The following is a 16,753-nucleotide window of genomic DNA, read 5'->3' as shown; positions in this document are numbered from 1 at the left end:
AAAGGGGCGGGAAACACCCCGCCCCTTCGCATCTACCGCTTATAACTTCTTATTCGCTTTCGATGCCAAGTTGGTCTTTCACTTGTTGTTTGAAGGTTTTGATCGCATCGTCACGGGATTTGTTGCCTGCCGTGTAATCACGAACTTGATCGCGCCAGAGTTTGTTGATTGTTTCGTCGTATTGCGTCAAGTTCTTACCGGAAGCGTTCGCGTTAGCCGGTACGAAAATGTCAAACATGTTCTGGCCGCCGAGCAATGGAACTTCGCCATTCGATTTCGACATAACTACGGAGGAAGCTACGCTATCCTTCGTCCCTTGCTCGCCCTCTTTCATCGTGCCGTTAGCCCACAGATATTGGAGGCCCGTTTCGGAAGAGTCAAGCGTTACCCAATTGATAAAGTCTGCAACTGCTTTTTTCTTCGCTTCGTCTTTGGTTACATCTTTGTTAGCCAAGAGCCAAGTACCGCCCCAGAAGAAGCCTGTTGGTGGTTCAGTAACTGCCCAGTCACCATTCGTATCTTTTACATTGTCTTTCATTGTGTAGTTGATGAGCCAAGCAGGACCAAAGAAACCAAAGATCGGTTGAGGGCCGGTTCCGGACATATCCGCGAACCAAGCTTCTTGCCAGTCTTGTGTATCGTTATGGAAACCGTTGTCTTTCAACTTTTTGGAGAGATCAATGAACTCTTCACGTTTTGGATCGATATGAAGTTTGCCGTCTACAATCCAACCTTGTTCGGAACTGTTCTCGATCGCATGCCACATATCGCCGTCACCGGATACGATGCCGTAGCCTTTAGCTTTCAGCTTCTCAGCTGCCGAGAAGAACTTATCCCAACCAGGACCAACTTCAGCTTTGATTGCAGCTGGGTCGTCTGTTCCGAATACGTCCTTCGCAATCGAACGACGGTAGATGAACGCGCCGCCAGTTGCTTGGTAGCCAAGGCCTTTCAACGCGCCTTCTTTACTACCGATATCTACAGAGTATTGAGCGATGCCTGCGTCCTTAACCATTTGGTCAGTCAAGCCCAGGTCAGCGTAGTTTGCCGCATAACTGGAAGCATCACCTTGCGTATACTTCAGGACGAATGCTGCTTCAGCCGCATAGATGTCCGGAGCGTCTTTGCCGCCGCCGGCCAGAGCTTGGTCAAGCGCAGGCTGGTAAGCGCCATCAGTAGTAGCGATAACTGTGGTTTTGAATTCAACGTTTGCATCTGGATGAAGTTCCAAATATTTTGTTGTCATATTCGGAATTTCATCCGTAAAGCTCCACAGATTGATGGTAACCTTTTCACCCTTAGAACCTGTACCCGCGGAAGAATTCGATTCCGTCGGCGTATTCGTATTCGAGGACGATTCGTTCTTGGAGTTGTTGCCTCCGCAAGCCGTGAGGGCTGTCGTCATCACCAGCAATGCAGAGATCCCGATCAACAGGTGTTTCATGCGTTTCATGCGTTTCATGCTTTGCCTCCCCTTTTTGTTTTCTACTCGGTATTTTGTAACCGCATTCATATTTTAATACATCTTGCCCCTCTCCATAAGTAAGCGCTTATTGGGAAAAGTTCAACTATTTTTGGGTCTTGCCAGGAGGAAGCCTGTAACCGCTTAACCCCTTGTGACAATTGTCATCTTTAACTCATGACAATCCTTACTAACGAGGTTCGGAGCGTTCCATTATCCTAGAGTTAACCGATAAAAAACCAGAAATTGGAGGCGAAAATTAACGTGGAATCCATCATTGAAATGCACGACGTCAGCAAAAGTTTCAAAGATAAAAAGGCGGTCGATCACCTATCCTTCCGCATTCCCAAAGGCTCCATCACCGCGATTCTCGGTCCGAACGGAGCCGGGAAGACAACCGCGGTCTCGATGCTTCTCGGCTTGCTCGAACCTACCGCCGGAACCGTAAAGCTGTTTGGTCAATCGCCTAAGGATCGAACGGTCCGGGAGCGGACCGGTGCCATGCTCCAAGAGGTCAGCGTCATGGACCGGCTTAAGGTGCGCGAGGTTCTCGAGCTGATCTCCAGCTACTACCCGAACCCGATGGATCTGGCTGAGCTCGTCCGCCTGACCGGGCTCGGGGCTACCGATTTAAACCGGTATGCCGAGAAGTTGTCCGGCGGGCAAAAGCGTAGCCTCGGCTTCGCCCTCGCCTTGGCGGGCAACCCCGAGCTGGTGTTCTTCGACGAGCCGACTGTCGGGCTTGATATCACTGCCCGGCGGCGCTTCTGGGACAGCGTCCGTCAACTGGCCGAGCAAGGGAAGACGATCGTCTTCACGACGCATTACTTGCAGGAAGCTGACGATATCGCCGATCGGATCCTGTTGTTTAACCGGGGCAGCCTGGTTGCGGACGGCACGCCGGAAGCGATTAAATCGCGTATCGTCAAGCGTTCCGTTTCCTTCCTCACCGACGGCGACGGTACCGAACTGCGAAGCCAGCTTTTGGCGCTCTCCCCAGTCGCGGAGTGCTTCAACAAAGACGGCCGAATCCATGTGACGACGGACGACACGGATGCGGCGCTCGCTGCCTTGTTTACAGCCGGACTTCCCGTCCACGACATACGAATCGAACAGGGTCGTCTGGACGAAGCATTCGAGCAGCTTACGGCCAATCATGAAGAGGAGGCGGTCTAACGATGCGCACGATAACGATGCAATGCAAAGCGGAAATGCTACGGGTATTTCGCAATCCCTATTATGTTTTCTGGTCGCTGTTAATGCCGGTCATGTTCTATTTTATCTTTACTCGGTTTGTCAATACCGGAGCCGACACTCCGGGCGAGTGGCAAGCGCATTACCTGATGTCGATGACAACGTTCAGCGTCATGGGTTCGGCGATCATGACACTCGGCATCCGGCTGGTACAGGAGCGAACCCAAGGGTGGTCCACCTTCATGCGAGTCACGCCGCTCCCCGGGCCGGTATACTTCTTCGGCAAAATGTTCGGCCAAACGATGATGCATCTGTTTTCCGTCGTGTTTATTTTTATCGCAGGGTATTTGATTAACGGGGTATCGTTGCCTTGGCACCTGTGGATCTACAGCGGACTTTGGATTGTGGCGGCTTCGCTCCCTTTCCTCGCGTTGGGCACGCTGGTCGGTCTGATGAAACGCGTCGATACGGCGAGCGGTGTCAGTAACGTATTGTACCTCGCACTAGCTGTCACGGGCGGGATGTGGATGCCAATCGAAGTGCTGCCTAAAGCGATGCAGGCCATCGGCAAATGGCTACCCTCCTACCAGTTCGGCGGCGGTGCCTGGTCGATCGTTCAGGGCGTTGCACCGAGCTGGCGCAACGTGTTGATTTTGCTGGGCTACCTCTTCCTGTTTATGGTACTATCCACATATATCCGAAAAAAACAGGAAGCGGTGTAATTTCACATGAGGTTCGGCAAGTTCGAATTATTTCCGAAAAAATACGGCTGGTTTCCTTACATTTGGCCGATTTATCTCGCTCTTCCCATAGTTAATATTCGCGGAGAGGAAGGCGTCAAACTGTTTATCGGCTGTGCCATGATTGCCCTCTTTGCGGTGACGTACCGTCAGTTATACTGGGCTACCGGTCAAACATTTAACTTATGGCTTGCGCTTCAATTAGGGTTGATTCTCGCGCTCTGCGCATTCTATAGTCCATACAATTTCTATCTGGGTTTCTTCACCTCGAACTTTATCGGCTGGTACACCGACCATAAGAAATTTAATATCGCGATATCTTGCTTTGCTGCAGTGGAATTGCTGTCGCTCCTGATTGGCTCCCGGGATCTGCTGGTTACTGACCTACCGTTCCTGGTGCCCTTTCTGCTCATCATGCTGGTGATGCCGTACGGCATCCGTTCCATGGCAAGACGGCAGCATCTGGAGCAGGAACTTGACCGGGCAAACGAACAAATCAAAGAGCTGATCAAGCGCGAGGAACGGATGCGGATCGCCCGCGATTTGCACGACACGTTGGGGCATACCTTGTCCCTGATCACGCTGAAGAGTCAGCTGGTCGAGAAGCTCGCAGGCAAAGACTCCGAGCGGGCCCAGGCCGAAGCGCGTGAAATCCAGCGAACTTCCCGAGCAGCTTTGCGTCAGGTGCGGGAGCTCGTCTCCGACATGAGGGCGATTACGGTTGCGGAGGCCCTGGCCGAAGCCGGCGAAATCTTGCGGGCGGCCGACATCGCCATTGACGTAGAGGGCGATCCGCGGCTAACCGGCGTGTCGGACTTGACGCAGAACATCGTCAGCCTCTGCATCAAAGAGGCGGTGACGAACATCGTCAAGCACAGCCGGGCTACGCGATGCTCCGTCACGGTCGAGATCGCCCCGGCCGAGGTGCGGCTCCAAATCGAGGACAACGGCATTGGGTTGGCCGCGCGGAACGCGGGCGATGGTGATGGCAACGGCGACGGGCCGTTCACGCCGCCGGGCGACAGCGTCGCGGGCAACGGCCTGAAGGGCATGGCCGAGCGGCTGTCGCTGATCGACGGCGCATTAACCGTTGGTCCAGGAGTCCCGGGGCGCTCGGACACTCCCGAATCCGGCTCCCGCCGGGGCACCCGGCTGCGGATCGCGATCCCGCTCATCGTGAAGGAAGCCAACAAAGAGGGGGAAACAGCATGATCCGCATCGTGATTGCCGAGGATCAACGCATGTTGCGGGGAGCGCTAGCCTCTCTGCTCGATCTGGAGGACGACCTTGAGGTCGTCGGCCAGGCCGGAGACGGGGCCGGGGCGCTGGCGCTTATCGAGACCCTGCGCCCGGATGTCTGCCTGATGGACATCGAAATGCCGTTGATGAGCGGACTCGAGGTTGCCGAGAAGCTGCAAGCTCAGGGATCGCCGTGCCGCGTGATCATTCTGACGACGTTTGCCCGGCCGGGTTACTTCGAGCGAGCTGTCAAGACCGGCGTTCAAGGTTATCTGCTCAAGGACGAGTCCAGCGATCGCCTGGCGGAAGCGATCCGCCGGGTGATGGCCGGACACCGCGAAGCTTCGCCGGAGCTTGTCTTCGGCAGCCTCCGCCGTGATAACCCCCTGACCGCTCGCGAGCAGGAGATCCTACGGCTGGCTGCCGAAGGCCGTACCGCTGGGGAAATTGCCGGATCCCTGCACTTGTCCTACGGCACCGTCCGCAATTATATTTCGGAAGTTTTGAACAAGCTGGAGGTCAAAACCCGTATTGAAGCGGTACGCCTCGCGGAGGAGAACGGCTGGATTTGAGCAGCTCGCTGGACACGAAGACACACAAAAGGACGCCGAAGATCGGCGTCCTTTTAAAGTTATATACGATTTTTCGCATACAATAGGGCGCAGACGACGAAAAGTCCGAAATATATTCGGTTTTTCATATAGATTCTAGGACTTCGTTTGGAGGTTGCCTAAATCTGTATGAAATTTCGTATACATTCCTTTGAAATCGCCGAAAACTCCCACATTGTAATCGATTTTTCGCATACATTCTGACCAGAACAACACAATCTGCTCTGCGCCCCTGTCCATTCACTCGCTCAACTCCCCGTCGGACCGCTCCAATCGTGCACCATGCTGCCCTCGAGGAATTTCTCGCAATCCATCGCCGCCATGCATCCAGACCCGGCCGCGGTGATCGCTTGGCGGTACCGCGTATCCTGCACGTCACCGCAGGCGAAGACTCCGGGTACATTCGTTTCCGTTGTTCCCGGCTTGACGACGATGTACCCGTGCTCATCCGTCGCGACCGCGCCGCCGAGGAACTTGGTGTTCGGGGTATGGCCAATCGCCACGAACACCCCGTCGGCTTCCAGCAGCTGTTCCTGATCGCCGGTATTGTTGCGTACTTTTAGGCCCTTCACCTTGCCGCCGTCTTCCGTCACCACTTCCAGGGGCGTGCGATTCAAGGCCCAGCGAATTTTCTCGTTGGCCTTGGCCCGATCCTGCATAATCTTCGAAGCGCGCAGCTCTCCCCGGCGATGCACGATCGTCACCTCCGTGGCGAATCGGGTCAAGAAGTTCGCTTCCTCCATCGCGGAGTCGCCGCCTCCGACAACGAGAAGCTTCTTGCCGCGGAAGAAGAATCCGTCACAAGTTGCGCAGGTGCTGACCCCCCGGCCAACGTTCTCCTGCTCGCCGGGAATCCCCAAATACCTAGCCGACGCTCCCGTCGACAAAATGACCGTTTCGGATTCCAGCCTCTCGCCGCCCTCTAATGTCACTTGAAACGGCCGTTTCGAAAAATCAACCGCCTCGACCCAACCGTTCCTAAACTCAGCGCCAAAGCGCTCCGCCTGCTTACGCATGTTGTCCATGAGCTCGGGCCCCATAATGCCTTCCGGAAAGCCTGGAAAGTTCTCCACTTCCGTCGTCGTGGTCAGTTGCCCGCCGGGCTCCAGGCCTTCGATCACCACCGGGCTCAAGCTCGCCCGCGCCAAATAAATCGCCGCCGTCAGTCCGGCCGGCCCCGTTCCAATCACCAACACTTTATGCATTCGTTCGTACCTCCTTGGTTCCTAGGAATTTGCTCGACCTCTCGATTCCTATGTAAATGGAATGCTCCATCAAATTTTCCCCAAGTTGGACCCGCTTTACCCGCAAACAAACTATTGGACCGACGGAAAAATCGCCTCAATCTTCTCTTTCACCCCGCACACCTCATCCACACGTTGGACGTAACGGCGTGCCGTCGATGCTGAAATATTGTAATTCTGCGCTACCTGTTCGTAGGTGACCGCCAGGCCGTGCATTTTGGCCGTCAAATACTCGAGTGCCGCAGCCCAACCTTCCAAATGGGAAATCGTTGGCGTATCCGGATATAACCGGGTGAGAAAATCCGCCCACAACGTCTCCATATCATGCTGCTGTTGAAGATCGAAGCTCCGCTTCATCCGCTCCATCGCCAAATCCACGACCGCCTGCCATTCGTTCTGCCATACCGGTAGCTCTGTCGACACACGGCTGGGATCGACCATGGTCGTCGTCGCCCCGGTTCGAACGGGCAGTGGATTGCTTACGCCGAGATTCCGGAGCACGAACAGAGCCATTTCCTTCAGATAGGCATCTTCCTCCGGCTCCAGCAAAAAGCCTTGCAACGCTTCCTCGACTTCCCGATCAGCGATCAGGCCCAACGCCTGAATCACCTGAAGCTTTGTCTTCGCATCCCCGTGGCGTAGTGCCCAGAAGAACGAAGAGCGGATCAACGGATTCTCCTTCAACTCGGTTGGGATGCCTTGATCCGTGACCTCCCAGCGCTTCATTTGCTCCTCAAACGGCAGCAGGTACTGATAATTCACCGGAAACGGCCCCGCTTCGGGATGCTCACGCTCCTGGGCGAGACAGTTTAAATAATAGTCCGACACGCTCGAGCCGGGGTCCAGCCTTTTTGCCGTATTCCAAAGTTGTTCCGCTTCAGATCGCCGTCCGGTATAATACGCTGCCACGGCCGCGTAGTGATAGAGGCTCGCTTCAAAGGACGCATCCTCCCCGCGCAGCAGCCGTCTGAAATGGCCGAAGGCCGCGTTGTGACGGCCCAAAATGCCCATCGTCGTCGCCAGCTTGAATACGTGCTCCTGGTGGAAGGGCACGATATTTTCCAATCGTCCGGCCAACTCCTCCAGTGCCTCGTGGTTCCCCTCATGCTGGTAAAAAATCGCCAGATTACACAAACCATGCAAATTCCCGGGGTCTTGTGCCAATACCTCTCCCACCGTATCCAGCGCTTTGCGGAACAACCCCAGGTAGTAATACCCTAAGGCTAGGTTATTGCGGGCTGCTAAGAAGTCAGTGTGGTTCCGCACCAACTCCTCCAGCATTTTGACGGCTTGCGAGAATTTTCCTTCTTCCAGTAACGCGCGAGCCTGATCATGCTCGTATACGCCATGCCGAGACTTGATACTTTTTAACTTCGTCGGCCGGTCCAGTTCGTATTGCAGCAGGTCGATCATCTCTTCGGCTTCGCTTAAAAACTGACCGCTCTCATCCTGCTCCAGATAACTGACGAGCGCCTCTTCGGCCGCTTCGAACATATCCATATTGGCGTAGTTGTTCGCCATGTAGAAATAACATTCCGTCATGGCTGGGTCAACCTCTTCCAAGACGGTCTGTAGCACCTCATTGGAAGCCTCGTAATCTCCCATTTCCGATAAAATCCCGGCCATATTGCAGTGATTCACCGGGTTGCTCGGTTCGTATTCCACGGCTTTTCGAAAATATTTCAATGCCTTGTCATAGCGATAGCGGTCCAACGAAGAGACAGCTCTCTCGAAGAAAAACCCCGCATCCATCGAGAAGGGCAGCACTTTTCCCCGTTTGGTTTTGGTTGGTCGCTTTTTTTCGTTCAAGCAAGGCACCTCCTTTGATTTCATTTCTGATAAGTCTACTTCCCGTACACTCAGGTAAACTCTCCATTCCACAGTATAACATAGGAGAAGCTGTCCTCCCACGGGGAATCCTGGCGGAAAATAACGGATGTGGCAAAGCCGGAAGGAAAACCGCCTCTCGCAGCCGAATAAATAAGATATTTGCAGAGAAAGGAGTTATTTCCATCATGCATCTGGTGTTTGTCTGGGAAAACATCATCGTCACCGCGTTCATCCTCGCCCTTGTGGTCTTTGCCGTCTGGTCCATATTCAGAAATATGCGACATCGAAAATAAAAACCGCCCTATATCTGCAATCATGAGAAGGAGGCCTTGTAAAACGATGGAAGCGAATAACCCCTCGTTTGCCACAATCGATGAATATATCGCCCAATTCCAGCCGGAGATTCAGGACCGACTGCAGCAAATCCGCAAGCTGGTTCGGGAGGTTGCGCCTGACGCGAAAGAGAAAATCAGCTACCAAATGCCGACGTTTGAAACGAATGGCAAAAATCTGGTGCATTTCGCGGCCTTTAAGAAGCATATCGGCTTTTACCCAACGCCTAGCGGTACGGAGGAATTTGCAGAGGAGTTGTCCATTTATAAGGGCGGCAAAGGGTCCGTACAGTTCCCCTTGAATCAGCCGCTGCCGCTGGACTTGATTCGCCGCATCGTTCTCTTCCGCGTGGCGGAAAACCAACGGATCGCGGAAGAGAAAGCCGCGAAGAAACGTTAGAACATAAAAAAAGCCGCCCCTAGGGCGGCATTTACTCGAATCGGTTTAGACTAAATTCCCCGATCCTTGAACAAAGCGGCAATGGATCCGCCTTCCAGGATAAACTGCGTGGCCCGGGCCAGCATCGGCGCGACCGAGAGCACCTGTACATGGGGCGAATGCAGCTCCGGCTGTGCGATCGAATCGGTGACCACCACCTGGCGGATGTTCGGGTGCTGAAGCTTATCCAGAGCATTTTCGGAAAAGAGCCCATGCGTCGCGCACACGTAAGGGTCCGCCGCCCCCCGTTCTTTCAGGCTTTCCACAACGTTAACGATGGTGGTCCCGGTATCGATCAAATCTTCGATAATGATCGGCGTATGCCCGGCGACGTCGCCGATGACGTGCGTGATCACCGATTCGTTGTGCGTGGGGCGTTTCTTGATCATGATCGCGAACGGCGAATCCAGCCCATTGGCCAGCTTTTCGGCCATCGAAGCGCGTCCCGCATCCGGCGAGACGATCACGGGATTCGGGATCTGCTGGGCCTTCAGATAGTCGGTCATCAAGTCCAGCGCGGTCAAATGATCGACCGGGATGTTGAAGAAGCCTTGAATCGCCGGCGCGTGCAAATCGATCGTCACCACCCGGTTCGCCCCCGCCGTCGTCAGCACATCGGCGAGCAGCTTGGCCGAAATCGGCTCCCGCGGCGCAGACTTGCGTTCCTGCCGGGCGTAACCGTAATAGGGCATAATGATGTTGATCGTTCGAGCAGAGGCCCGTTTCGCCGCATCGATCATCACCAGAAGCTCAACGAACAGCTCATTGATCGGATGGGCTAACGACTGAACGAGAAACACATCGAAATTACGGATGCTCTCTTCATAATGCACATAAATTTCTCCGCTTTTGAATCGCGATAACTTCACTTTTCCGGGTTCGACACCTAACCGGCCGCAGATATCTGACACCAACTTCGGATTGGACGAACCGGAAAACACACGCATTTTGGCTTCCATAATATCCTCCCGAATCCTTATTTACGACTTCCCTCTTCCAGAGGAATCATCGTCCGCCGACGTCCTTCAAAGGTCGCCAACTCCCGTACGCCCAGGTTATATAGCAGGGTACGTGCCTGATCCAGGTGTTCGCTCAGTTTCTGCGGATCATGGGCATCCGACCCGATGGTGAGCGGAATACCCAGCTCAATCGCGGCCCGCAAAATCCTTTCGCTCGGAAACATCTCGGCGCACGGCTTGGATAATCCCGAGGCGTTGAGCTCCATCGCGATCCCGGCTTTCTTAACGGCAGCCAAAGTTTTACGTTCTAACTGGATCGTCTCTTCTTCCCGTTCGGGTCCCGGCGTATAACCAAACCGCTTGATCACATCGAGGTGGCCGAGGAAGTCGTAGAATCCTGTCTGTGCGGCCTTCGTCACGGCATCATAATACCGCTCATATACCGCAAACACATCCTGGCCTTCCCAGTTGTGAACCTGGCGGAAATCCGATACATCCCATTCCCAGAGAAAATGCACCGAACCGATCACATAATCCCACGGATAAGCCGTGATGATTTGCTCGATGCGCGCCTCCCAGCCTTCAATATAGTCGCCTTCCAGACCAACCCGAACATCGATTTGCCCGCGGTATTTCTCCTTCAGCCGAAACGCTTCTTCGACATAACGAGGCAACTCCTCCATCGGCATGGCCATTTCCGGATAATAGGTAGCCGGATCGACATGCAGCAGCGGCATATGGTCGGAGACGCCAAGCTGGGACAAGCCGATTTCGATCCCCCGGCGAACGTACTCCTCCAACGCGCCAACGGCATGTCCGCAGCGTTCATGATGCGTATGGTAATCGATCAGCATCCGTTTATGCACCCCGCTCTAGTCGCGCCGCGGCCGTTCGTGACGCCGCTCCAGCTCCTGCATGATATCATCGAGCGGCAGGTTGCGTTCGCGCAGCAGCACCAGCAAGTGATAGATCAGATCGCTCACTTCGTAACGCAGCTCGTCGTTATCGCCGTTTTTGGCCGCGATGATCGACTCGGCGGTCTCTTCGCCGACTTTTTTGAGGATTTTATCGAGACCTTTCTCAAACAAATACGTGGTATACGCCCCTTCCGGACGTTCCGCGTAACGCTCGGCGATCAGCTGTTCCAGCTCTGCGAGCACCTTGAAGCGATCCTCGGCCCCGCCATTTAACCCAGTTGAAGCTGCCGCTATCTCAGCCTCAGCTGCCGTGCGATAGAAGCAAGTCGGCTCCCCGGTATGGCAAGCTGGCCCATTCGCAATCACCTCGACCAATAGCGTGTCTCCGTCACAGTCGTATTTCAAGGCCGTGATCCGCTGGGTGTTGCCGGAGGTCGCCCCTTTGTTCCACAGCTCAGCGCGCGACCGGCTCCAGAACCAGGTTAATCCGGTTTCCACCGATTTTCGCAGCGACTCGCGGTTCATGTAGGCTAGCATCAGCACGTCCTTGCTGCCCGCATCCTGCACAATCGCCGGAACCAGCCCGGATGCATCCCATTTCACCGCTTGCTCCAGTCCCTCTACAGATAGCGATAATTGCAGCGGTTGTTCATTTCCTACGGTCATCGTATTTCCACCCCTTTGGCTTTCAGCTCTTGTTTCAAATCCGGTATCGCAATTTCTTTATAATGAAAAATCGTCGCCGCCAGCGCCGCGTCTGCCTGTCCTTCGGTAAATACCTCGTAAAAATCGTTCGCCTTTCCGGCCCCCCCGGAGGCGATGACCGGGATCCCTACCGACCGGCTCACCGCGCTCGTCAGCGGCAAATCGAATCCGTCCTTGGTGCCGTCGGCGTCCATGCTCGTCAGCAAAATTTCCCCGGCTCCCCGCTTCTCGGCTTCTTGCACCCAAGCGAGGGCGCGGATCCCTGTCGGCTTGCGTCCGCCGTGGGTGTACACTTCCCACTCGCCCCACTCGGCGTTAAACTTGGCATCTACCGCCACCACGATACACTGGGAACCGAAGCGCCGTGCCCCATCCGAGATCAGCTCGGGATTCACCACCGCCGCCGTATTAATGCCGATCTTATCGGCTCCGGCGCGCAGCAGGCGCTTCATGTCATCGACTTGGGAGATCCCGCCGCCAACCGTAAACGGGATGGCAATTTCGCCTGCCGTTTGCTTCACGACCTCGACCATCGTAGCCCGTCCTTCGTGCGATGCGGAAATGTCCAGGAACACGAGCTCATCCGCTCCCTCCCGATCATACAACGCCGCCAGCTCTACAGGGTCGCCGGCATCACGCAGGTTCACAAAATTCACGCCTTTGACGACCCGCCCGTCCTTCACGTCCAGGCAGGGGATAATTCGCTTTGCGAGCATGCTGGTTCGACTTCCTTTCTATCTATTCTACGTTCGAGGATTTCAAGGATCCAATCGCCGTGATTGCTTGGGTCAAATCGATGTTTCCCGTGTACAGCGCTTTGCCCACGATCACCCCACCGATCCCTTGATCCGCATGCGCCGCGAGTCGCAGCAAATCGTCCTGCACCGTCACCCCGCCGGAGGCAATCACGGTTTTGCCGGATGCCTGAGCCAGCGATAGGATCGCTTCAACGTTAGGACCTTGCATCATCCCGTCGCGGGAAATGTCCGTGAAGATAAACGTCTCCGCCCCTTTGGCGGCCAACTCCTTCGCCAGCACTTCGGCTTGGACCTCGGATGTTTCCAGCCAGCCGCGCGTGGCGACAAGGCCGTTCCGGGCATCGATGCCGATGGCGACCTGATCGCCGTAAGTGCCCAGCACCGCTTCGGTAAACGCGCGGTCTTCGATCGCCGCCGTGCCGAGAATGACCCGACTTACGCCCAGCGACAGCAGGCGTTTAACGTCATCCAACGTGCGCAGCCCGCCGCCGACCTGCACCGGCACTTGCACGCTGCGGGCAATTTCGCCGATCAGCTCGTCGTTGACCGGATGTCCGGCCTTGGCGCCGTCCAAGTCGACCAAATGAATAAACGACCCGCCTTGCGCTTCCCAGGAACGGGCCACTTCCACCGGATTGGCATTATACACCGTTTCGCGATCGTAATCGCCTTGGACCAGACGCACGCATTGCCCCCCGCGAATATCGATAGCTGGATAAATCATAAAAGATGACATGGATGAAAACGACCTCCCGTCGTAGTTGATCTGAAAACTGCGATGTAATCGTGTAATGATTGCGTTGACTGCAATCGTAGGAATTGATGTGGTGACAGCAATAATCGGATTTGAAGCAACACCTGCAATAACGGTAATTTATGGCGCTATTTCGGCGCGTTCATGCAGTTTGAGCGAAAATAGCGGTATTTTCTGGCGTTATTTAAGCCAAATCGCTGGTTTTGAAGTAACTTGCCCCATAATAACGCCACTATATACCGCTAATCACCCGCAAACCCTGCCGACCCGCAAAAATAAAGCCATAAATTACCGTTAAAAACAGATCGGATGCAATGTGAAACCTACGCTTCCACCTGCCGCCGCTCCACTAACGTCAGGAAGTTGCGCAGCAGCGCCATGCCAAGCTCGCCGCTCTTCTCGGGATGAAACTGCATCCCGAACACGTTGCCGCGGCCGACGATGGCGGTCACCGGATGGCCGTAGTCGGTCACGGCCAGCACATCCTCTTGCTGCTCGGCTAACACGTGGTAGGAGTGGACGAAGTAGACATGTCCCTCTTCCAGCCCCGCGAGCAGCGGGTTCTCCGGCTGCAGGAACGCCAGCCGGTTCCAGCCCATATGCGGCACCTTGTACCCTTCGGTGCCCGCAAACCGCACCGCTCGGCCCGGCAGCAAGCCTAGTCCCTCGTTCCGCCCATGCTCTTCGCTTTCGCCGAAGAGCAGCTGCATCCCGAGGCAGATGCCGAGCAGCGGCACACCTTGACCGGCCGCCTGCCGCACCACGGCGTCCAGACCCGACGCGCGCAAATGCTCCATTGCGTCGCCGAAAGCCCCAACGCCCGGCAGCAGCACGCCGTCCGCCGCCAGGATCTCCGCCTCGTCCGCGGTGACGCGGCCTTCGTAGCCGAGGCGCTCTACCGCTTTGCTAACGCTATGCAGGTTGCCCATCCCGTAATCGACGATGGCGATGTTCATTGCGTTACAGCACTCCTTTCGTCGACGGCACCCCGCTGACTCGCGGATCGATGCTCGTCGCCTCATCCAGCGCCCGCCCGAGCGCTTTGAACACCGCCTCGATCATGTGGTGCGTGTTCTGACCGTAGTGCACAATCACGTGCAGCGTGATCCGCGCCTCCAGCGCCAGCTTCCACAGAAACTCATGCACGAGCTGCACATCGAAGCTGCCGACCCGATCGGAAGGATATTCCGCGCGATATTCGAAATGCGGCCGGTTGCTAACGTCGATCACCACTTGAGCCAACGCTTCGTCCATCGGAATGAACACGCTCGAATAGCGTTTGATTCCCTTTTTGTCGCCCAACGCCTCCCGGATCACCTGACCCAGGCATATGCCGATATCCTCCACCGTATGATGGTCGTCGATCTCAATATCGCCGCGTGCTTGGACCGATAAATCAAAATGTCCGTGTTTGGTGAACAAATCGAGCATATGGTTCAAAAAAGGCACGTCCGTTTCCAATTGAGCGCTCCCGCTACCGTCCACCGCAAAGCTCAACTGGATATCGGTTTCATTCGTTTTGCGGCTGACGCTCGATTGTCGAGCCGCCGTTCCCTCGTTATTCAAATTAGCCATGTTCGTTCCCCGCCTTTCCTTCCTGCTGCAGCCGGACCTCGATCGCCCGGGCATGGCCTTCCAGGCCTTCCCGCCGCGCCAGCTCCATAATGGTCGCCCCGTTCTCCAGCAGCGCTTCCTTGCTATAGTAAATCAAACTGGATTTCTTAATAAAATCGTCCACATCGACAGGCGACGAGAATCGCGCCGTGCCGTTGGTCGGAATGATATGGTTCGGTCCGGCGAAATAATCGCCAACCGGCTCCGAGCTGTACGGCCCGAGGAAAATCGCCCCGGCATTCTCCACCCGCCCCAGATAACCCATCGGATTCTCTACGATCAGTTCAAAATGCTCCGGCGCCAGCTGATTAATCACGTCGATTCCTTCTTCGATCGAATCGACGAGTAGAATCGCGCCGTAACGCTCGATCGAAGCTCCGGCAATCGCCTTGCGCGGCAGCGCGGCCAGCTGCCGCTCCACCTCGGCCTGGCACGCCTTCGCAAATGCCTCCGATGGCGTCACGAGGATCGCCGACGCCATCTCGTCGTGTTCGGCCTGGGACAGCAGATCCGCCGCCACATAGGCGGGATTGGCGCTGTCGTCGGCCAGCACGGCGATTTCACTAGGACCGGCGATACTGTCGATATCGACGACGCCGTACACTTCGCGTTTGGCTAACGCGACGTAGATGTTGCCCGGCCCGCAGATTTTATCGACGGGCCGGATCGTGTCGGTGCCGTACGCGAGCGCGGCAACCGCTTGAGCCCCGCCGACCCGGTAGATTTCGTGAACGCCGGCTTCCGCCGCGGCCACGAGGATATACGGGTCGATCCCGGCTTTGCCGCCCGTCGCCGGCGGCGTCACCATCACGATCTCCGGCACGCCCGCCACCTGCGCGGGGATCACGTTCATGAGCACGGAGGAAGGGTAGGCCGCCTTCCCGCCAGGAACGTAAACCCCGACGCGCTTCAGCGGCCGGATGATTTGTCCCAGCAAGCTCCCGTCCGGCTGCAAATCCATCCAGGAATTGCGTTTCTGCCGGGCGTGGAACGCCCGAATATTCGCGGCCGCTGCCTGAATCGCGGTAACGAACGACGGCTCTACCACGTCATACGCCGCTTTCAGCTCCTCCTTCGTCACACGCAGCCCCGACGCTTCCAGCTTCATGCCGTCAAATTGCTCTGTGTAACGAAGCAACGCCGCATCGCCTTCCATTTTGATTGCCTGGACGATCGTCTTCACCGCTTCGTTCTGTTCCGGCGATCCGTATTCTACTTCCCGCCGCAAATCAAACTCCTCTGCCGATACCAGTTTCATCATCCGGCATCCCCCTGCTTTCCTCACATATATCGTTTCTCGTCGCACCTTAAGCCTGCTTGACCTCATCCCGCCGAATCACCTTGCTCAGCGCATCGCATACGGCTTGAATCTCGGCGTTCTTCATCCGGTAGCTGACGCGGTTGGCGACCAAACGGCTGGTGATGTCAAAAATCTTCTCCATCTCGACCAACCCGTTCTCCTTAAGCGTCTGCCCGGTTTCAACCATATCGACAATCCGATCGGCCAAACCGATCAACGGCGCCAGCTCAATCGAGCCGTTCAGCTTGATCACTTCAACCTGTTGCCCATGCTCACGGAAAAATTGCGATGCCACGTTCGGATATTTCGTCGCGACTCGCTGCTGGATCCCCGGTTTCCAATCCGGCAGCGCGATGACCGACATGCGGCAGCGAGCAATGCCGAGATCGAGTAACTCGTAAACGTCCCGGTTCTCCTCCATTAACACGTCCTTGCCGACGATGCCGATATCGGCCACCCCATATTCCACATAAGTCGGCACGTCAACCGGCTTCGCCAAAATAAACTCCATGCCGATATCCGGAAGTGGAATGACCAGCTTGCGGGTTTCGTCCACATCGTCCGGAATCTGAATGCCCGCCTCGCGGAACAAGGCGGATGCTTTCTTATTAATACGCCCCTTGGGCATGGCGACTTTGATGATCTGTTTCAATGG

Annotated in this window: 19 protein-coding genes; 6 read left to right on the top strand and 13 right to left on the bottom strand. The window is 55.8% G+C overall.

Going from position 1 to position 16,753, the window contains the following annotated elements:
* Positions 1-49 precede the first annotated feature (49 nt).
* Positions 50-1,462: a carbohydrate ABC transporter substrate-binding protein gene (locus tag MKZ15_RS00925; protein WP_239483722.1), complete on the bottom strand. Its 1,413-nt coding sequence runs from the start codon at positions 1,460-1,462 to the stop codon at positions 50-52.
* A gap of 264 nt (positions 1,463-1,726) precedes the next feature.
* Here MKZ15_RS00925 and MKZ15_RS00920 point away from each other — a divergent pair, with 264 nt between their 5' ends.
* Genes MKZ15_RS00920 through MKZ15_RS00905 form a run of 4 tightly spaced genes read left to right on the top strand, consistent with a single transcriptional unit; the run spans position 1,727 to position 5,207 of the window.
* Entirely contained in the window at positions 1,727-2,638 is a 912-nt protein-coding gene (locus tag MKZ15_RS00920) for an ABC transporter ATP-binding protein (protein ID WP_339819079.1), read from the top strand.
* A gap of 2 nt (positions 2,639-2,640) precedes the next feature.
* Positions 2,641-3,378 (top strand): ABC transporter permease, encoded by a 738-nt coding sequence (locus MKZ15_RS00915; protein WP_339819076.1) that lies wholly within the window; start codon positions 2,641-2,643, stop codon positions 3,376-3,378.
* Positions 3,379-3,384: 6 nt separating this feature from the next.
* Positions 3,385-4,608, top strand: a complete 1,224-nt coding sequence (locus MKZ15_RS00910) for a sensor histidine kinase (protein WP_213623036.1) — start codon at positions 3,385-3,387, stop codon at positions 4,606-4,608.
* Positions 4,605-5,207 (top strand): response regulator transcription factor, encoded by a 603-nt coding sequence (locus tag MKZ15_RS00905; protein WP_155606920.1) that lies wholly within the window; start codon positions 4,605-4,607, stop codon positions 5,205-5,207. The genes MKZ15_RS00910 and MKZ15_RS00905 overlap by 4 nt, the downstream gene beginning before the upstream one ends.
* A gap of 287 nt (positions 5,208-5,494) precedes the next feature.
* Here MKZ15_RS00905 and trxB read toward each other — a convergent pair whose 3' ends face one another.
* The 3 genes from trxB to MKZ15_RS00890 form a co-directional block, all read right to left on the bottom strand.
* Positions 5,495-6,451, bottom strand: a complete 957-nt coding sequence (gene trxB / locus MKZ15_RS00900; protein ID WP_155606919.1) for a thioredoxin-disulfide reductase — start codon at positions 6,449-6,451, stop codon at positions 5,495-5,497.
* A gap of 111 nt (positions 6,452-6,562) precedes the next feature.
* Positions 6,563-8,299 carry a tetratricopeptide repeat protein gene (locus MKZ15_RS00895; RefSeq protein WP_339819073.1) on the bottom strand — a complete coding sequence of 579 codons (1,737 nt, stop codon included), beginning with the start codon at positions 8,297-8,299 and terminating at the stop codon, positions 6,563-6,565.
* 50 nt (positions 8,300-8,349) lie between these two features.
* Complete coding sequence (locus MKZ15_RS00890) at positions 8,350-8,637, bottom strand: hypothetical protein (RefSeq protein ID WP_339819070.1); 288 nt, start codon at positions 8,635-8,637, stop codon at positions 8,350-8,352.
* Between the two features lie 22 nt (positions 8,638-8,659).
* Between MKZ15_RS00890 and MKZ15_RS00885 the strand changes: the two genes are divergently transcribed.
* Positions 8,660-9,052, top strand: coding sequence for a DUF1801 domain-containing protein (locus tag MKZ15_RS00885; RefSeq protein ID WP_213623034.1), 393 nt, complete (start codon positions 8,660-8,662; stop codon positions 9,050-9,052).
* A 50-nt stretch (positions 9,053-9,102) separates the two neighbouring features.
* Here MKZ15_RS00885 and MKZ15_RS00880 read toward each other — a convergent pair whose 3' ends face one another.
* The 5 genes from MKZ15_RS00880 to hisA are packed head-to-tail and all read right to left on the bottom strand — an operon-like array spanning position 9,103 to position 13,166.
* Positions 9,103-10,050: a ribose-phosphate pyrophosphokinase gene (locus tag MKZ15_RS00880; RefSeq protein WP_155606916.1), complete on the bottom strand. Its 948-nt coding sequence runs from the start codon at positions 10,048-10,050 to the stop codon at positions 9,103-9,105.
* 17 nt (positions 10,051-10,067) lie between these two features.
* On the bottom strand, positions 10,068-10,904 hold the full coding sequence (gene hisJ / locus MKZ15_RS00875) for a histidinol-phosphatase HisJ (RefSeq protein ID WP_193417293.1): 837 nt from the start codon (positions 10,902-10,904) through the stop codon (positions 10,068-10,070).
* Positions 10,905-10,922: 18 nt separating this feature from the next.
* Positions 10,923-11,633 (bottom strand): bifunctional phosphoribosyl-AMP cyclohydrolase/phosphoribosyl-ATP diphosphatase HisIE, encoded by a 711-nt coding sequence (hisIE, locus tag MKZ15_RS00870; RefSeq protein WP_193417294.1) that lies wholly within the window; start codon positions 11,631-11,633, stop codon positions 10,923-10,925.
* Entirely contained in the window at positions 11,630-12,388 is a 759-nt protein-coding gene (gene hisF / locus MKZ15_RS00865) for an imidazole glycerol phosphate synthase subunit HisF (protein WP_193417295.1), read from the bottom strand. The genes hisIE and hisF overlap by 4 nt, the downstream gene beginning before the upstream one ends.
* 22 nt (positions 12,389-12,410) lie before the next feature.
* The gene (hisA, locus tag MKZ15_RS00860; RefSeq protein ID WP_193417296.1) at positions 12,411-13,166 is read right to left on the bottom strand and encodes a 1-(5-phosphoribosyl)-5-[(5-phosphoribosylamino)methylideneamino]imidazole-4-carboxamide isomerase; all 756 of its coding nucleotides are present in this window, start codon (positions 13,164-13,166) and stop codon (positions 12,411-12,413) included.
* Between the two features lie 55 nt (positions 13,167-13,221).
* On the opposite strand from hisA, the gene MKZ15_RS00855 reads away from it, so the two are divergent.
* Entirely contained in the window at positions 13,222-13,482 is a 261-nt protein-coding gene (locus MKZ15_RS00855; RefSeq protein ID WP_193417297.1) for a hypothetical protein, read from the top strand.
* 25 nt (positions 13,483-13,507) lie between these two features.
* On the opposite strand, the gene hisH is transcribed toward MKZ15_RS00855, so the two are convergent.
* Genes hisH through hisG form a run of 4 tightly spaced genes read right to left on the bottom strand, consistent with a single transcriptional unit; the run spans position 13,508 to position 16,750 of the window.
* Entirely contained in the window at positions 13,508-14,140 is a 633-nt protein-coding gene (hisH, locus tag MKZ15_RS00850; RefSeq protein ID WP_339819062.1) for an imidazole glycerol phosphate synthase subunit HisH, read from the bottom strand.
* Positions 14,141-14,144: 4 nt separating this feature from the next.
* Entirely contained in the window at positions 14,145-14,759 is a 615-nt protein-coding gene (hisB, locus tag MKZ15_RS00845; RefSeq protein ID WP_193417299.1) for an imidazoleglycerol-phosphate dehydratase HisB, read from the bottom strand.
* Positions 14,752-16,056 (bottom strand): histidinol dehydrogenase, encoded by a 1,305-nt coding sequence (hisD, locus tag MKZ15_RS00840; protein ID WP_339822239.1) that lies wholly within the window; start codon positions 16,054-16,056, stop codon positions 14,752-14,754. Before hisD ends, hisB begins: the two co-directional genes overlap by 8 nt.
* A 49-nt stretch (positions 16,057-16,105) precedes the next feature.
* Positions 16,106-16,750 carry an ATP phosphoribosyltransferase gene (gene hisG, locus MKZ15_RS00835; RefSeq protein ID WP_213623030.1) on the bottom strand — a complete coding sequence of 215 codons (645 nt, stop codon included), beginning with the start codon at positions 16,748-16,750 and terminating at the stop codon, positions 16,106-16,108.
* Between the last annotated feature and the right edge of the window lie 3 nt (positions 16,751-16,753).

Origin of the sequence: Paenibacillus sp. FSL R7-0216, from assembly GCF_037969915.1 — a bacterium.
Lineage (GTDB): Bacteria > Bacillota > Bacilli > Paenibacillales > Paenibacillaceae > Fontibacillus > Fontibacillus rhizolycopersici.
The sequence above is the reverse complement of the archived record's forward strand: the minus strand, read 5'-3'. Positions and strand labels throughout refer to the sequence as shown.

Excerpts from the sequence above, each read along its gene's own strand:
- MKZ15_RS00925 (WP_239483722.1), bottom strand. The coding sequence starts at position 1,462 with ATGAAACGCATGAAACGCATGAAACACCTGTTGATCGGGATCTCTGCA.
- MKZ15_RS00915 (WP_339819076.1), top strand. The coding sequence starts at position 2,641 with ATGCGCACGATAACGATGCAATGCAAAGCGGAAATGCTACGGGTATTT.
- MKZ15_RS00910 (WP_213623036.1), top strand. The coding sequence starts at position 3,385 with ATGAGGTTCGGCAAGTTCGAATTATTTCCGAAAAAATACGGCTGGTTT.
- MKZ15_RS00905 (WP_155606920.1), top strand. The coding sequence starts at position 4,605 with ATGATCCGCATCGTGATTGCCGAGGATCAACGCATGTTGCGGGGAGCG.
- trxB (WP_155606919.1), bottom strand. The coding sequence starts at position 6,451 with ATGCATAAAGTGTTGGTGATTGGAACGGGGCCGGCCGGACTGACGGCG.
- MKZ15_RS00890 (WP_339819070.1), bottom strand. The coding sequence starts at position 8,637 with ATGATTGCAGATATAGGGCGGTTTTTATTTTCGATGTCGCATATTTCT.
- MKZ15_RS00885 (WP_213623034.1), top strand. The coding sequence starts at position 8,660 with ATGGAAGCGAATAACCCCTCGTTTGCCACAATCGATGAATATATCGCC.
- MKZ15_RS00880 (WP_155606916.1), bottom strand. The coding sequence starts at position 10,050 with ATGGAAGCCAAAATGCGTGTGTTTTCCGGTTCGTCCAATCCGAAGTTG.
- hisJ (WP_193417293.1), bottom strand. The coding sequence starts at position 10,904 with ATGCTGATCGATTACCATACGCATCATGAACGCTGCGGACATGCCGTT.
- hisIE (WP_193417294.1), bottom strand. The coding sequence starts at position 11,633 with ATGACCGTAGGAAATGAACAACCGCTGCAATTATCGCTATCTGTAGAG.
- hisF (WP_193417295.1), bottom strand. The coding sequence starts at position 12,388 with ATGCTCGCAAAGCGAATTATCCCCTGCCTGGACGTGAAGGACGGGCGG.
- hisA (WP_193417296.1), bottom strand. The coding sequence starts at position 13,166 with ATGTCATCTTTTATGATTTATCCAGCTATCGATATTCGCGGGGGGCAA.
- MKZ15_RS00855 (WP_193417297.1), top strand. The coding sequence starts at position 13,222 with ATGATTGCGTTGACTGCAATCGTAGGAATTGATGTGGTGACAGCAATA.
- hisH (WP_339819062.1), bottom strand. The coding sequence starts at position 14,140 with ATGAACATCGCCATCGTCGATTACGGGATGGGCAACCTGCATAGCGTT.
- hisB (WP_193417299.1), bottom strand. The coding sequence starts at position 14,759 with ATGGCTAATTTGAATAACGAGGGAACGGCGGCTCGACAATCGAGCGTC.
- hisD (WP_339822239.1), bottom strand. The coding sequence starts at position 16,056 with ATGAAACTGGTATCGGCAGAGGAGTTTGATTTGCGGCGGGAAGTAGAA.